Source organism: Pseudomonas saponiphila (assembly GCF_900105185.1).
Taxonomy (GTDB): domain Bacteria; phylum Pseudomonadota; class Gammaproteobacteria; order Pseudomonadales; family Pseudomonadaceae; genus Aquipseudomonas; species Aquipseudomonas saponiphila.
Genome location: NZ_FNTJ01000002.1, coordinates 429,077 through 444,218, shown reverse-complemented (window position 1 = coordinate 444,218; position 15,142 = coordinate 429,077). Strand labels below are relative to the sequence as shown.

The 15,142-nt window shown below is 56.5% G+C and carries 9 protein-coding genes, 2 tRNA genes and 2 rRNA genes; 7 read left to right on the top strand and 6 right to left on the bottom strand.

The window, feature by feature from the left end:
- Positions 1 to 25: 25 nt before the first annotated feature.
- The 6 genes from BLV47_RS23985 to BLV47_RS23955 form a co-directional block, all read right to left on the bottom strand.
- Positions 26 to 2,917, bottom strand: a 23S ribosomal RNA gene (locus BLV47_RS23985).
- 231 nt (positions 2,918 to 3,148) lie between these two features.
- Positions 3,149 to 3,224 (bottom strand) — tRNA-Ala (locus tag BLV47_RS23980).
- A gap of 10 nt (positions 3,225 to 3,234) precedes the next feature.
- Positions 3,235 to 3,311, bottom strand: a tRNA-Ile gene (locus BLV47_RS23975).
- Positions 3,312 to 3,434: 123 nt separating this feature from the next.
- A 16S ribosomal RNA gene (locus BLV47_RS23970) occupies positions 3,435 to 4,973 on the bottom strand.
- The 16S and 23S rRNA genes sit together here with 2 tRNA genes alongside, the layout of an rRNA operon.
- A 642-nt stretch (positions 4,974 to 5,615) precedes the next feature.
- Complete coding sequence (locus BLV47_RS23960) at positions 5,616 to 6,836, bottom strand: CaiB/BaiF CoA transferase family protein (protein ID WP_092318344.1); 1,221 nt, start codon at positions 6,834 to 6,836, stop codon at positions 5,616 to 5,618.
- Positions 6,837 to 6,849: 13 nt separating this feature from the next.
- Positions 6,850 to 8,031: an acyl-CoA dehydrogenase gene (locus BLV47_RS23955; protein WP_092318341.1), complete on the bottom strand. Its 1,182-nt coding sequence runs from the start codon at positions 8,029 to 8,031 to the stop codon at positions 6,850 to 6,852.
- Between the two features lie 158 nt (positions 8,032 to 8,189).
- Here BLV47_RS23955 and BLV47_RS23950 point away from each other — a divergent pair, with 158 nt between their 5' ends.
- From BLV47_RS23950 to BLV47_RS23920, 7 genes are all read left to right on the top strand, one after another.
- Positions 8,190 to 9,089 carry a LysR family transcriptional regulator gene (locus BLV47_RS23950; protein WP_092318338.1) on the top strand — a complete coding sequence of 300 codons (900 nt, stop codon included), beginning with the start codon at positions 8,190 to 8,192 and terminating at the stop codon, positions 9,087 to 9,089.
- 451 nt (positions 9,090 to 9,540) lie between these two features.
- On the top strand, positions 9,541 to 10,662 hold the full coding sequence (locus tag BLV47_RS23945) for a Re/Si-specific NAD(P)(+) transhydrogenase subunit alpha (RefSeq protein ID WP_092318335.1): 1,122 nt from the start codon (positions 9,541 to 9,543) through the stop codon (positions 10,660 to 10,662).
- Between the two features lie 15 nt (positions 10,663 to 10,677).
- Positions 10,678 to 11,001, top strand: coding sequence for an NAD(P) transhydrogenase subunit alpha part 2 (locus BLV47_RS23940; RefSeq protein ID WP_005783507.1), 324 nt, complete (start codon positions 10,678 to 10,680; stop codon positions 10,999 to 11,001).
- A complete protein-coding gene (locus tag BLV47_RS23935) occupies positions 11,001 to 12,437 on the top strand; it encodes an NAD(P)(+) transhydrogenase (Re/Si-specific) subunit beta (protein WP_092318332.1) in 1,437 nt (478 codons plus the stop codon). The genes BLV47_RS23940 and BLV47_RS23935 overlap by 1 nt, the downstream gene beginning before the upstream one ends.
- A 179-nt stretch (positions 12,438 to 12,616) precedes the next feature.
- Positions 12,617 to 14,110, top strand: coding sequence for an acetyl-CoA hydrolase/transferase family protein (locus BLV47_RS23930; RefSeq protein WP_092318329.1), 1,494 nt, complete (start codon positions 12,617 to 12,619; stop codon positions 14,108 to 14,110).
- Between the two features lie 319 nt (positions 14,111 to 14,429).
- Positions 14,430 to 14,645, top strand: a complete 216-nt coding sequence (locus BLV47_RS23925) for a DUF1127 domain-containing protein (RefSeq protein ID WP_003220409.1) — start codon at positions 14,430 to 14,432, stop codon at positions 14,643 to 14,645.
- Between the two features lie 280 nt (positions 14,646 to 14,925).
- Positions 14,926 to 15,135, top strand: coding sequence for a DUF1127 domain-containing protein (locus tag BLV47_RS23920; protein WP_092318326.1), 210 nt, complete (start codon positions 14,926 to 14,928; stop codon positions 15,133 to 15,135).
- The last annotated feature ends 7 nt before the right edge of the window (positions 15,136 to 15,142 follow it).

The window sequence follows — 15,142 nt, the reverse complement described above, 5'->3', positions numbered from 1 at the left end:
AGTTCGCAAATTGCTTGGGTGTTATATGGTCAAGCCTCACGGGCAATTAGTATTGGTTAGCTCAACGCCTCACAGCGCTTACACACCCAACCTATCAACGTCGTAGTCTTCGACGGCCCTTTAGGGGATTCAAGATCCCAGTGAGATCTCATCTTGAGGCAAGTTTCCCGCTTAGATGCTTTCAGCGGTTATCTTTTCCGAACATAGCTACCCGGCAATGCCACTGGCGTGACAACCGGAACACCAGAGGTTCGTCCACTCCGGTCCTCTCGTACTAGGAGCAGCCCCTCTCAAATCTCAAACGTCCACGGCAGATAGGGACCGAACTGTCTCACGACGTTCTAAACCCAGCTCGCGTACCACTTTAAATGGCGAACAGCCATACCCTTGGGACCGGCTTCAGCCCCAGGATGTGATGAGCCGACATCGAGGTGCCAAACACCGCCGTCGATATGAACTCTTGGGCGGTATCAGCCTGTTATCCCCGGAGTACCTTTTATCCGTTGAGCGATGGCCCTTCCATACAGAACCACCGGATCACTAAGACCTACTTTCGTACCTGCTCGACGTGTCTGTCTCGCAGTCAAGCGCGCTTTTGCCTTTATACTCTACGACCGATTTCCGACCGGTCTGAGCGCACCTTCGTACTCCTCCGTTACTCTTTAGGAGGAGACCGCCCCAGTCAAACTACCCACCATACACTGTCCTCGATCCGGATAACGGACCTGAGTTAGAACCTCAAAGTTGCCAGGGTGGTATTTCAAGGATGGCTCCACGCAGACTGGCGTCCACGCTTCAAAGCCTCCCACCTATCCTACACAAGCAAATTCAAAGTCCAGTGCAAAGCTATAGTAAAGGTTCACGGGGTCTTTCCGTCTAGCCGCGGATACACTGCATCTTCACAGCGATTTCAATTTCACTGAGTCTCGGGTGGAGACAGCGCCGCCATCGTTACGCCATTCGTGCAGGTCGGAACTTACCCGACAAGGAATTTCGCTACCTTAGGACCGTTATAGTTACGGCCGCCGTTTACCGGGGCTTCGATCAAGAGCTTCGCGTTAGCTAACCCCATCAATTAACCTTCCGGCACCGGGCAGGCGTCACACCCTATACGTCCACTTTCGTGTTTGCAGAGTGCTGTGTTTTTAATAAACAGTCGCAGCGGCCTGGTATCTTCGACCGGCATGAGCTTACGGAGCAAGTCCTTCACCCTCACCGGCGCACCTTCTCCCGAAGTTACGGTGCCATTTTGCCTAGTTCCTTCACCCGAGTTCTCTCAAGCGCCTTGGTATTCTCTACCCAACCACCTGTGTCGGTTTGGGGTACGGTTCCTAGTTATCTGAAGCTTAGAAGCTTTTCTTGGAAGCATGGCATCAACCACTTCGTCACCTAAAAGGTAACTCGTCATCAGCTCTCGGCCTTGAAACCCCGGATTTACCTAAGATTTCAGCCTACCACCTTAAACTTGGACAACCAACGCCAAGCTGGCCTAGCCTTCTCCGTCCCTCCATCGCAATAACTAGAAGTACAGGAATATTAACCTGTTTTCCATCGACTACGCTTTTCAGCCTCGCCTTAGGGACCGACTAACCCTGCGTCGATTAACGTTGCGCAGGAAACCTTGGTCTTTCGGCGTGGGTGTTTTTCACACCCATTGTCGTTACTCATGTCAGCATTCGCACTTCTGATACCTCCAGCAAGCTTCTCAACTCACCTTCACAGGCTTACAGAACGCTCCTCTACCGCATCACTTACGTGATACCCGTAGCTTCGGTGTATGGTTTGAGCCCCGTTACATCTTCCGCGCAGGCCGACTCGACTAGTGAGCTATTACGCTTTCTTTAAAGGGTGGCTGCTTCTAAGCCAACCTCCTAGCTGTCTAAGCCTTCCCACATCGTTTCCCACTTAACCATAACTTTGGGACCTTAGCTGACGGTCTGGGTTGTTTCCCTTTTCACGACGGACGTTAGCACCCGCCGTGTGTCTCCCATGCTCGGCACTTGTAGGTATTCGGAGTTTGCATCGGTTTGGTAAGTCGGGATGACCCCCTAGCCGAAACAGTGCTCTACCCCCTACAGTGATACATGAGGCGCTACCTAAATAGCTTTCGAGGAGAACCAGCTATCTCCGAGCTTGATTAGCCTTTCACTCCGATCCACAGGTCATCCGCTAACTTTTCAACGGTAGTCGGTTCGGTCCTCCAGTCAGTGTTACCTAACCTTCAACCTGCCCATGGATAGATCGCCCGGTTTCGGGTCTATTCCCAGCGACTAGACGCCCTATTAAGACTCGCTTTCGCTACGCCTCCCCTATTCGGTTAAGCTCGCCACTGAAAATAAGTCGCTGACCCATTATACAAAAGGTACGCAGTCACAGAACAAAGTCTGCTCCCACTGCTTGTACGCATACGGTTTCAGGATCTATTTCACTCCCCTCTCCGGGGTTCTTTTCGCCTTTCCCTCACGGTACTAGTTCACTATCGGTCAGTCAGTAGTATTTAGCCTTGGAGGATGGTCCCCCCATATTCAGACAAGGTTTCTCGTGCCCCGTCCTACTCGATTTCATGACTAAGAGATTTTCGCGTACAGGGCTATCACCCACTATGGCCGCACTTTCCAGAGCGTTCCGCTAATCTCAAAGCCACTTAAGGGCTAGTCCCCGTTCGCTCGCCACTACTAAGGGAATCTCGGTTGATTTCTTTTCCTCAGGGTACTTAGATGTTTCAGTTCCCCTGGTTCGCCTCTTGCACCTATGTATTCAGTACAAGATAACCATCTTATGATGGCTGGGTTCCCCCATTCAGAGATCTCCGGATCAAAGTCTGTTTGCCGACTCCCCGAAGCTTATCGCAGGCTACCACGTCTTTCATCGCCTCTGACTGCCAAGGCATCCACCGTATGCGCTTCTTCACTTGACCATATAACCCCAAGCAATCTGGTTATACTATGAAGACGACATTCGCCGAAAATTCGCAAAACTCTTAAGAGTTACTCACAAATTTTACCTTAGCCTGATCCGTTACCAGTGAAAGTAACGTTCAGTCTATCTTTCTATCACATACCCAAATTTTTAAAGAACGATCTAATCAAAAGACTAGAAATCAACATTCAATGTGAATGCTCATTTCTAAGCTTTCAGAAGCAGTTTATGGTGGAGCCAAGCGGGATCGAACCGCTGACCTCCTGCGTGCAAGGCAGGCGCTCTCCCAGCTGAGCTATGGCCCCATAACAAAATTGGTGGGTCTGGGCAGATTCGAACTGCCGACCTCACCCTTATCAGGGGTGCGCTCTAACCAACTGAGCTACAGACCCAATTTCGAGCTTGTAACTGTTAGCTTGGAGCTATCAGCTTGGAGCTTAAAGCTGCTTCTATCGTCTTCTTCAATGAATCAAGCAATTCGTGTGGGAGCTTATGAAGCAGCTGATGTCGTCGATTAAGGAGGTGATCCAGCCGCAGGTTCCCCTACGGCTACCTTGTTACGACTTCACCCCAGTCATGAATCACACCGTGGTAACCGTCCCCCCGAAGGTTAGACTAGCTACTTCTGGTGCAACCCACTCCCATGGTGTGACGGGCGGTGTGTACAAGGCCCGGGAACGTATTCACCGCGACATTCTGATTCGCGATTACTAGCGATTCCGACTTCACGCAGTCGAGTTGCAGACTGCGATCCGGACTACGATCGGTTTTATGGGATTAGCTCCACCTCGCGGCTTGGCAACCCTTTGTACCGACCATTGTAGCACGTGTGTAGCCCAGGCCGTAAGGGCCATGATGACTTGACGTCATCCCCACCTTCCTCCGGTTTGTCACCGGCAGTCTCCTTAGAGTGCCCACCATAACGTGCTGGTAACTAAGGACAAGGGTTGCGCTCGTTACGGGACTTAACCCAACATCTCACGACACGAGCTGACGACAGCCATGCAGCACCTGTCTCAATGTTCCCGAAGGCACCAATCCATCTCTGGAAAGTTCATTGGATGTCAAGGCCTGGTAAGGTTCTTCGCGTTGCTTCGAATTAAACCACATGCTCCACCGCTTGTGCGGGCCCCCGTCAATTCATTTGAGTTTTAACCTTGCGGCCGTACTCCCCAGGCGGTCAACTTAATGCGTTAGCTGCGCCACTAAGAGCTCAAGGCTCCCAACGGCTAGTTGACATCGTTTACGGCGTGGACTACCAGGGTATCTAATCCTGTTTGCTCCCCACGCTTTCGCACCTCAGTGTCAGTATCAGTCCAGGTGGTCGCCTTCGCCACTGGTGTTCCTTCCTATATCTACGCATTTCACCGCTACACAGGAAATTCCACCACCCTCTACCATACTCTAGCTTGCCAGTTTTGGATGCAGTTCCCAGGTTGAGCCCGGGGCTTTCACATCCAACTTAACAAACCACCTACGCGCGCTTTACGCCCAGTAATTCCGATTAACGCTTGCACCCTCTGTATTACCGCGGCTGCTGGCACAGAGTTAGCCGGTGCTTATTCTGTCGGTAACGTCAAAATACTCACGTATTAGGTAAGTACCCTTCCTCCCAACTTAAAGTGCTTTACAATCCGAAGACCTTCTTCACACACGCGGCATGGCTGGATCAGGCTTTCGCCCATTGTCCAATATTCCCCACTGCTGCCTCCCGTAGGAGTCTGGACCGTGTCTCAGTTCCAGTGTGACTGATCATCCTCTCAGACCAGTTACGGATCGTCGCCTTGGTGAGCCATTACCTCACCAACTAGCTAATCCGACCTAGGCTCATCTAATAGCGTGAGGTCCGAAGATCCCCCACTTTCTCCCGTAGGACGTATGCGGTATTAGCGCCCGTTTCCGGACGTTATCCCCCACTACTAGGCAGATTCCTAGGCATTACTCACCCGTCCGCCGCTCGCCACCAGGTACAAGTACCCGTGCTGCCGCTCGACTTGCATGTGTTAGGCCTGCCGCCAGCGTTCAATCTGAGCCATGATCAAACTCTTCAGTTCAAACATCTTTGGGTTTTGAGAAAACCCTAAACTTGGCTCAGCAATCGTTGGTTACATCTTTGATTTCTCGCGGAGTAACTTGTGATGCTGATAATCTTTTTGACTATCAGTCTGACCCCACAAGCACCCACACGAATTGCTTGATTCAGTTGTTAAAGAGCGGTTGGTTAAGATCTTTCGTCTCAACCGAGGCGCGCATTCTACAGCAGCCTCATTTACTGTCAAGCGATTTTTTAAGAAGTTTTTGAAGATTTCCTCAACAACTTCAACCACTTGCGCTTTCGATCTCTCGTTAGCGGGAGGCGAATTCTACAGCGTTACACGCTGCTGTCAACACCTCTTTTCAACCGCTTTCGACCGAGAGGATCGAATCGTTAACAAGGCGAAAAACACTGCCTTGCCAACTGCTTCTGGCTTCGATGAACTGAAGCGAAACCGCTGCCGAAAACCGCGTAACTCGTTGAATCTCAAGGAGTTTTCCGTTTCGACTGCGCCGGAAGTGGGGCGAATTATAGACCTGTAGAATCTGCCGTCAACCTTTAATTTGAATTTTCTATGAATAAGTTCAGATAGCCCCAGAAGGACCGCCTTGGCAGGCCATGTACAGATACGCCGCATACCTCTCTATATAGAAGAGAAGACCTACAACACACCCGACTGCCTCAACGCCTCTACGGCCTCACCCCTCATGCCCAGAACCTGCTGCAGAACCTGCGCCGTGTGCTCACCTAATAAAGGAGGAGCACGGCGATACTCCACCGGAGTCTCGGAGAGACGAATCGGACTGGCCACCTGGGGCACAATTCCCGCCAACGCATGCGGCAACTCCAACGCCAGCCGCCGGGACACCACCTGCGGATCGGCAAACACCTGAGCCAGATCATTGATCGGCCCACAAGGCACACCCGCCTGCTCCAACTGACTCACCCACTCGGCCGTGGTCTTGAACACCGTCGCCTGGCGAATCAACGGAATCAACACAGCTCGATTGGCCACTCGCAGCTTATTAGTGGCAAACCGAGGATCGTCCGCCCACTGGGGCTGGCCTGCGACCTCGGCAAACTTGCGAAACTGCCCGTCATTCCCCACGGTGAGAATGAAATCACCATCTGCGGTCGGAAAATCCTGATAGGGAACTATGTTCGGGTGAGCGTTCCCCAAACGCTTCGGAGCAACCCCCGTCGTCAGGTAGTTCATCGCCTGGTTGGCCAGACAAGCAACCTGCACATCCAATAGCGCCATATCAATGTGCTGCCCGGCGCCGCCCTGATCCCGATGAGCCAAGGCAGCCAGAATCGCCACCGTCGAATACAGCCCCGTCAGAATGTCGGTCAAGGCCACCCCCACCTTCACCGGCCCGGCTCCCTCATCCCCTTCAGGCCGACCGGTCAGACTCATCAATCCGCCCAGCCCCTGGATCATGAAGTCATAACCAGCACGCTTGGCATAAGGCCCCGTCTGCCCAAACCCGGTGATCGAGCAATAGATCAAGCGCGGGTTGATCGCCTTGAGCGACTCATAGTCCAGGCCATAGGCCGCCAGTCCACCCACCTTGAAGTTCTCGATGACGATATCTGACTTGGCCGCCAGCTCACGCACCAACTGCTGCCCCTCAGGACGGGTGAAATCTATGGTCACTGACTGCTTGTTACGGTTGGCCGACAGGTAATAAGCAGCCTCCGTAGTGTTCTCGCCATAAGCATCCTTCAGGAACGGCGGCCCCCAGGCGCGCGTATCATCACCATTGCCCGGACGTTCGACCTTGATGACTTCAGCCCCCAGGTCCGCCAGGATCTGCCCGGACCAGGGCCCGGCCAGTACCCGTGATAAATCCAGTACCCGCAGATGCGATAACGCGCCCATGGCCGCTCTCCTATTAATAGAACGCCTGGATGCCGGTTTGCGCACGCCCCAGAATCAACGCATGCACGTCATGGGTGCCTTCATAAGTGTTGACCACTTCCAGGTTCACCAGATGACGAGCAATGCCGAACTCATCAGAGATACCATTGCCACCCAACATGTCACGAGCCATACGCGCGATCTCCAGGGACTTGCCGCAGGAGTTGCGCTTCATGATCGAAGTGATTTCCACTGCCGCCGTTCCTTCATCTTTCATCCGCCCCAGACGCAGGCAACCCTGAAGGGCGAGGGTGATTTCGGTCTGCATGTCCGCCAGCTTCTTCTGAATCAACTGAGTTGCCGCCAGAGGACGACCGAACTGCTGACGATCAAGGGTGTATTGACGCGCCGTGTGCCAGCAGAACTCCGCAGCGCCCAAAGCGCCCCAGGAGATGCCATACCGCGCCGAGTTCAGGCAGGTGAATGGCCCTTTGAGCCCACGTACATCCGGGAAGATGTTCTCTTCCGGCACGAATACGTTGTCCATGACAATCTCGCCGGTGATAGACGCACGCAGGCCAACCTTGCCGTGGATAGCTGGAGCACTCAGGCCTTTCCAGCCCTTCTCCAGAACGAAACCACGGATATCACCGGCGTCATCCTTGGCCCAGACCACAAACACATCGGCGATCGGGCTGTTGGTGATCCACATCTTGCTGCCGGTCAGGCTGTAGCCCCCATCCACTTTGCGTGCACGAGAAATCATCGCACCCGGGTCAGAACCATGGTTCGGCTCAGTCAGACCAAAGCAACCAATCCACTCGCCGGATGCCAGCTTCGGCAGGTACTTCTGTTTTTGCGCCTCGGTCCCGAACTCATTGATCGGCACCATCACCAGGGACGACTGCACGCTCATCATCGAGCGATAGCCGGAATCGACGCGCTCCACTTCACGTGCGATCAGGCCGTAGCACACATAGTTCAGGCCACTGCCGCCGTACTGCTCGGGAATGGTCGCCCCCAACAGGCCGACTTCACCCATTTCACGGAAAATGGCCGGATCTGTCTGCTCATGGCGGAAAGCTTCCAACACCCGCGGCGCCAGCTTGTCCCGAGCGAACTGCTCGGCGCTGTCGCGGACCATGCGCTCTTCTTCGGTGAGTTGCTGGTCCAGCAGAAGGGGATCGATCCAGTTGAAGCTTGCTTTGCCGCCCATGAGTGACTCCTCGTGAAGTAGGTCAACTATCGTGGGCCGATCCTAGGCCCGACGGCAGCCCGCGGGCAAACGAGGATTTCGCAAGTTGTTGTGCTAATTTCTCACTCCGTAATGGCCATAAATACCCTTTACAGCTTCTATTAGTGAGATTGCCGTACATGCGCAGGAAGATCCCCAGCACCGCCGCCCTGATCAGCTTCGAGGCCGCTGCCCGGCACGAAAGCTTCACCAAGGCAGCGCAGGAGCTTTCCCTGACCCAGGGCGCCGTCTGCCGACAGATCGCCAGCCTGGAGGAGTTTCTCGGCGTGGAACTGTTCCGACGCTCGCGGCGAGGCGTCAAGCTCACCGAAGCCGGACTCTCCTACAGCCGCCGGGTCGCGACACAGCTGGATGCGGTGGAGCGCGACACACTCTCCGTGATGGGGCAACAGGGCGCCAATGTCATCGAGCTGGCGGTGGTACCGACCTTCGGCACCCAGTGGCTGCTGCCGCGCCTCAAGGATTTCCAGCAGCAACACCCCGAAGTCACCGTCAACCTGACCAACCGCACGCGCCCCTTCCTGTTTGCAGACACACCTTTCGACGCTGCCATCTACTTTGGTGATGCCGATTGGTCCGGCACCCAGTCCCATCGCCTGATGGGCGAGCACCCGGTACCGGTGTGCAGCCCGGCCCTGTTGGCTGATCGGCAGCAGCTGAGCGCCGAAGCCATTGCCGAACTGCCCCTGCTGCAACAGACCACCCGCCCCTATGCCTGGCGCCAATGGTTCAACTCACAGCAGTTGAACGTCCCCCGCGACATGACAGGCCCGCGCTACGAGCTATTCTCCATGCTCGCCCAGGCAGCCATGCACGACATGGGTATCGCGCTGATTCCAGCTTTCCTGATCCAGCGCGAACTGGCGGAAAGACGCCTGGTCATTGCCAACCCGCAGGCTCTGACCAGCATCAAGGCGTATTACCTGATGATTCCCGAGCGCAAGGTGGAATCCGCCTCTTTACGGGCTTTTCGCGATTGGCTGGTGAATCAGGCACACAGCTACAACCTCGAAGGGTAAAGGCTTTCAGTGATTAGCTGACCTCGTAGTCAGAAAATAGAAAGCCCTACAGATATAACTATTTGTCGCATTTCGACAGACTGTACCGACACCTCGGACAATAGTCCTAAAAGCGCCTAACCACGCGGCTTGTAGGGTTTATTTGACAGTAATGTAAGACTATTCACACAGCGGATGAGAAAAATCTTATTTAAGCGATGAAAGCCTTGAAAGGCACGGCTTACAAGGGTTTAACCCCACCCCTTGCGACATTCGGTCACGGGGTGACTTGTAGTTAATTTTCCGTCACTAGTCAGAATCCCTTGAAGGCCTCAAAGTTCGCCTGCAAAATGCCGCGCCCCGCTGCGATTTCAGCGGGATCGTGCTGATCGGCCGCCCCAGTCGCACCCTCCGCAGTGCGCTGGCCTTCTAAGAAAGATCGAAAGCAATAAGATCAAGCAGGAGATTTGACGTGCACATTGGTGTTCCTCTCGAAACCCAGACGGGTGAAACACGGGTTGCTGCAACCCCGGAAACCATCAAGAAGCTGATCGGCCAGGGTCATAAAGTCACTGTGCAAAGCGGCGCGGGCATCAATGCCAGCGTGGTCGACAGTGCCTATGAAGCGGCAGGAGCCACCATTGGCAGCGCCAACGATGCCTTTGGCGCCGAACTGATTCTCAAGGTCGTGGCACCCAACGACAGCGAACTGGCCCTGATCAAGAGCGGCACCGTGCTGGTGGGCATGCTCAATCCGTTCAGCAATGAAACCATCGCCAAGCTGGCCGAGCGTGGCATTACCGCCTTCGCCCTGGAAGCGGCGCCACGTACCTCTCGGGCCCAGAGCCTGGATGTGCTGTCGTCCCAGGCCAACATCGCCGGTTACAAGGCCGTGCTGCTGGCCGCCCACTACTACCCGCGCTTCATGCCGATGCTGATGACCGCTGCCGGTACGGTGAAGGCCGCCCGGGTGCTGATTCTCGGCGCCGGTGTGGCAGGGCTACAGGCCATCGCCACAGCCAAGCGCCTGGGGGCAGTGATCGAGGCTTCGGACGTGCGTCCGGCAGTGAAAGAGCAGATCGAATCCCTCGGCGCCAAGTTCGTCGACGTGCCTTACGAAACCGATGAAGAGCGCGAATGCGCCGTCGGTGTCGGCGGTTATGCGCGCCCCATGCCGGCCAGCTGGATGCAGCGCCAGGCACTGGCAGTGCACGAGCGCGCCAAGCAGGCGGATATCGTCATCACCACCGCACTGATTCCAGGCCGCAAGGCACCGACCTTGCTCAGCGCCGAAACCGTGGCCCAGATGAAGCCCGGCTCGGTGGTCATCGACCTGGCAGCCGCCCAGGGTGGCAACTGCCCGCTGACCGTAGCGGACCAGGTGGTGGTGGAAAACGGCGTGACCATCGTTGGCCCGACCAACCTGGCCGGCGCGGTCGCCGCCGACGCCTCGGCGCTGTACGCGCGCAACCTGCTGGACTTCCTGAAGCTTGTCTTCACCAAAGAAGGGCAGTTCGAAGTCAACCTAGAAGACGACATCGTCGCCGCGTGCCTGATGTGCCGCGACGGCCAAGTCATCCGTAAAAACGCCTAAGCAGGGATTCAGACGATGGAAGAGCTTATCTCCCCCGGTATCTACAACCTGATCATCTTCGTGCTGGCGATCTATGTCGGTTACCACGTGGTCTGGAACGTCACACCCGCACTGCACACCCCCCTGATGGCAGTGACCAACGCCATTTCCGCAATCGTCATCGTCGGCGCCATGCTGGCTGCCGCCCTGACCGTGACCCCGCTGGGCAAGACCATGGGCACCCTGGCCGTGGCCCTGGCCGCGGTGAACGTGTTCGGTGGCTTCCTGGTAACCCGTCGCATGCTGGAAATGTTCAAGAAAAAAGCGCCCAAAGCCGTGAAAGAAGAGGTGCAGAAATAATGAGCATGAACCTGGTAACAACCCTCTATCTGATCGCCTCGGTGTGCTTTATCCAGGCGCTCAAGGGGCTTTCGCACCCGACCACGTCACGACGCGGCAACCTGTTCGGCATGCTGGGCATGGCCCTGGCGGTACTGACCACCATTGGCCTCATTTATAAGCTGGGCGCGGAACTGGCGACCGCCGGTATCGGCTACGTCATCGTCGGCCTGCTGATCGGCGGCACCGCCGGCTCGATCATGGCCAAGCGCGTAGAAATGACCAAGATGCCGGAACTGGTGGCCTTCATGCACAGCATGATCGGCCTGGCAGCGGTATTCATTGCCATTGCCGCCGTGGTCGAGCCCCAGTCCCTGGGCATCGTCAAACACCTGGGCGACGCGATCCCTGCTGGTAACCGCCTGGAGCTGTTCCTCGGCGCTGCCATCGGTGCCATCACCTTCTCCGGTTCGGTGATCGCCTTCGGCAAGCTTTCGGGCAAGTACAAGTTCCGCCTGTTCCAGGGCGCACCGGTACAGTTCGCCGGCCAGCACAAGCTCAACCTGGTGCTGGGCCTGGCCACCCTTGGCCTGGGCGTGACCTTCATGGCCACCGGCAACCTCGGCGCGTTCGCCCTGATGCTGGCCCTGGCCTTCGTCATGGGCGTGCTGATAATCATCCCGATCGGCGGCGCCGACATGCCGGTGGTGGTGTCGATGCTCAACAGCTACTCGGGCTGGGCTGCGGCAGGGATCGGTTTCTCGCTGAACAACTCGATGCTGATCATCGCCGGCTCGCTAGTGGGCTCCAGCGGCGCGATCCTCTCGTACATCATGTGCAAGGCGATGAACCGTTCGTTCTTCAACGTGCTGCTCGGCGGTTTCGGCAACAGTGCCGATGCCGGCGGCCCGGCCGGGGCACAAGAAGCCCGCCCGGTGAAATCCGGCTCGGCGGACGATGCGACCTTCCTGCTGACCAACGCCGACACCGTGATCATCGTTCCCGGTTACGGCCTGGCAGTAGCCCGGGCCCAGCACGCGCTCAAGGAGCTGACCGAGAAGCTGGTGCATCGCGGCGTGACCGTGAAATACGCGATCCACCCGGTAGCGGGGCGCATGCCCGGGCACATGAACGTGCTGCTGGCCGAGGCAGAGGTGCCTTACGACCAAGTGTTCGAGATGGAGGACATCAACTCCGAGTTCGGCCAGGCCGATGTGGTGCTGGTACTGGGTGCCAACGACGTGGTCAACCCGGCGGCGAAGAACGATCCGAAGTCGCCTATCGCCGGCATGCCGATCCTCGAAGCCTTCAAGGCCAAGACCATCATCGTCAACAAGCGCTCCATGGCCAGCGGCTACGCCGGCCTGGACAACGAACTGTTCTACCTGGACAAGACCATGATGGTGTTCGGCGACGCGAAGAAGGTCATCGAAGACATGGTCAAAGCCGTCGAATAAAGCTGCTGTAGCGCAATACCCAAAACCTCAGCCTTTAGTAGGCTGGGGTTTTTTATTGATCTCATAAAGCCGACAGAAGGCTCTAGATCAGGACCTTTCATTCGACCTTTGTCGCGCGGTGTTTTTTTTTGAAATCACTAGACTGCGCTTCTTGCTTCCGTTGCCCGAGATAACAATCCATGTACCGTGATCGTATCCGCTTGCCTTCGTTGTTGGATAAGGTGATGAGCGCCGCCGACGCTGCCGCTCTGATTGAGGACGGCATGACCGTCGGCATGAGCGGCTTCACCCGCGCCGGTGAAGCCAAGGCCGTGCCTCACGCCCTGGCCGAACGGGCCAAGGTGGCGCCACTGAAAATCAGCTTGATGACCGGCGCCAGCCTGGGCAACGACCTGGACAAGCAACTCACCGAGGCTGGGGTCCTGGCCCGGCGCATGCCGTTCCAGGTCGACAGCACACTGCGCAAGGCGATCAACGCCGGCGAAGTGATGTTCATCGATCAGCACCTGTCGGAAACCGTCGAACAGTTGCGCAACCAGCAGCTCAAGCTGCCGGACATCGCGGTGATCGAGGCGGTTGCCATCACCGAACAGGGTCATATCGTGCCCACCACCTCGGTGGGCAACTCCGCCAGCTTCGCGATTTTCGCCAAGCAGGTGATCGTCGAGATCAACCTGGCGCACAACCCGAACCTGGAAGGTCTGCACGACATCTATATCCCGACCTATCGCCCGACCCGTACACCGATTCCCCTGGTGAAAGTCGACGATCGTATCGGCAGCACGGCGATTCCGATCCCGGCGGAAAAGATCGTCGCCATCGTCATCACCAACCAGTCCGACTCGCCCTCCACCGTCTCCACCCCGGATAGCGAAACCCAGGGCATCGCCAATCACCTGATCGACTTCCTCAAGCAGGAAGTGGATGCCGGGCGCATGAGCAACAAGCTCGGCCCGCTGCAGGCCGGTATCGGCAACATTGCCAACGCGGTGATGTGCGGCCTGATCGAGTCGCCGTTCGAGAACCTGACCATGTACTCCGAAGTACTGCAGGACTCGACCTTCGACCTGATCGACGCCGGCAAGCTGAGCTTCGCCTCGGGCAGCTCCATCACCTTGTCGAGCCGGCGCAACGCCGATGTATTCGGCAACCTGGAGCGCTACAAGGACAAGCTGGTGCTGCGCCCGCAGGAAATCTCCAACCATCCGGAGGTGGTGCGCCGCCTGGGCATCATCGGCATCAACACCGCGCTGGAGTTCGACATCTACGGCAACGTCAACTCCACCCATGTCTGCGGCACGCGGATGATGAACGGCATCGGCGGCTCCGGCGACTTCGCACGCAACGCGCACCTGGCGATCTTCGTCACCAAGTCGATTGCCAAGGGCGGGGCGATTTCCAGCGTGGTGCCGATGGTCAGCCACGTGGACCACACCGAGCATGACGTCGACATCCTGGTCACCGAGATCGGCCTGGCCGACCTGCGCGGCCTGGCGCCACGTGAACGGGCCCGGGTGATCATCGACAACTGCGTGCACCCGTCCTACCGCGATGCACTGAACGACTACTTCACCAAGGCCTGTGCCCTGGGTGGCCACACACCGCACATCCTGCGTGATGCCCTGAGCTGGCACATCAACCTGGAAGAAACCGGGAAAATGCTCGCCGAGTGATTGATACAGTTGGCAGCTGACGCAAACACAGTTTCGTCAGCTGACCGACCACCCGCCAAAGACCGTCAAAAACTGTACTGCTGTACCGGTATTTTCCCCGCCTAAAACCATCACCTCCTCACTCTAAAGCGCAAAAATGCACCAAAAAGGTGCTTACAGGTACAGTTGCGCCTTTTCGGAACAGTACAGCCCATATAAACAGTTAACTGGTCCCTCACAATACAGGTGAACTGTATCTACAGAGTCTTGCGCGGGAAGAGGATCATGGGCACCAGTTAAACCACTACCTGATCCCGCCACAAGCGGAAGGATGTCAACCATGGAACGTACACTCAGTTCCGAACTGTTCTTCGAAGACAAAGCTGCAAAAACCCAGGCTTCCCTGCCTCTGCGCGTTATCGCCAACCTGATGCTGTGGCAGCGCCGCATCTCCAGCCGCCACCAACTGGCTCGCCTGGATTCGCGTCTGCTGGCCGATGCTGGGATCAGCGAAGCACAACGCTACGAAGAGCTGAGCAAGCCATTCTGGCGCTAACTCAGCGTCGCTGGCTCTGACCCACCGGGTCCACCGCCAGCACCCCGAATTGCACACACAAGACCCGTCGCGGGAAACCGCGACGGGTCTTGTCGTTCAGGCCTGGAAAAACTGTACGCGGCACAAATACAGCCAAGTTGATTGCGACAGGTACAGTTTTATAAAACACAACAATTAACCAGTACAATTTTATCCTGGTGTATCTGTATGGCTGTCTCCAGCCGTCGCAACATGGTGCTGCAGCACGCCCATCACTCGGCTGCTCAAGGAGGAAAGCACCATGGACTCATGCTCTGGCAAACCCGGCACCGACCTTCAGGCAACCCCACACAGCACGGCCTTCAAGCGCTGCATCACCACCCTCGCCAAGATGCTGGAGCGGGCCCGCACCCGCCAGTTGCTGGCACAGATGGATGAACGACAACTCTCGGACAGCGGCATCAGTCATGGCGAAAGGGCAGCAGAACTGCACAAGCCCTTTTGGCGCTGAGGCCTGA

Excerpts from the sequence above, each read along its gene's own strand:
- BLV47_RS23940 (WP_005783507.1), top strand. The coding sequence starts at position 10,678 with ATGGAAGAGCTTATCTCCCCCGGTATCTACAACCTGATCATCTTCGTG.
- BLV47_RS23960 (WP_092318344.1), bottom strand. The coding sequence starts at position 6,836 with ATGGGCGCGTTATCGCATCTGCGGGTACTGGATTTATCACGGGTACTG.
- BLV47_RS23955 (WP_092318341.1), bottom strand. The coding sequence starts at position 8,031 with ATGGGCGGCAAAGCAAGCTTCAACTGGATCGATCCCCTTCTGCTGGAC.
- BLV47_RS23920 (WP_092318326.1), top strand. The coding sequence starts at position 14,926 with ATGGACTCATGCTCTGGCAAACCCGGCACCGACCTTCAGGCAACCCCA.
- BLV47_RS23950 (WP_092318338.1), top strand. The coding sequence starts at position 8,190 with ATGCGCAGGAAGATCCCCAGCACCGCCGCCCTGATCAGCTTCGAGGCC.
- BLV47_RS23930 (WP_092318329.1), top strand. The coding sequence starts at position 12,617 with ATGTACCGTGATCGTATCCGCTTGCCTTCGTTGTTGGATAAGGTGATG.
- BLV47_RS23925 (WP_003220409.1), top strand. The coding sequence starts at position 14,430 with ATGGAACGTACACTCAGTTCCGAACTGTTCTTCGAAGACAAAGCTGCA.
- BLV47_RS23935 (WP_092318332.1), top strand. The coding sequence starts at position 11,001 with ATGAGCATGAACCTGGTAACAACCCTCTATCTGATCGCCTCGGTGTGC.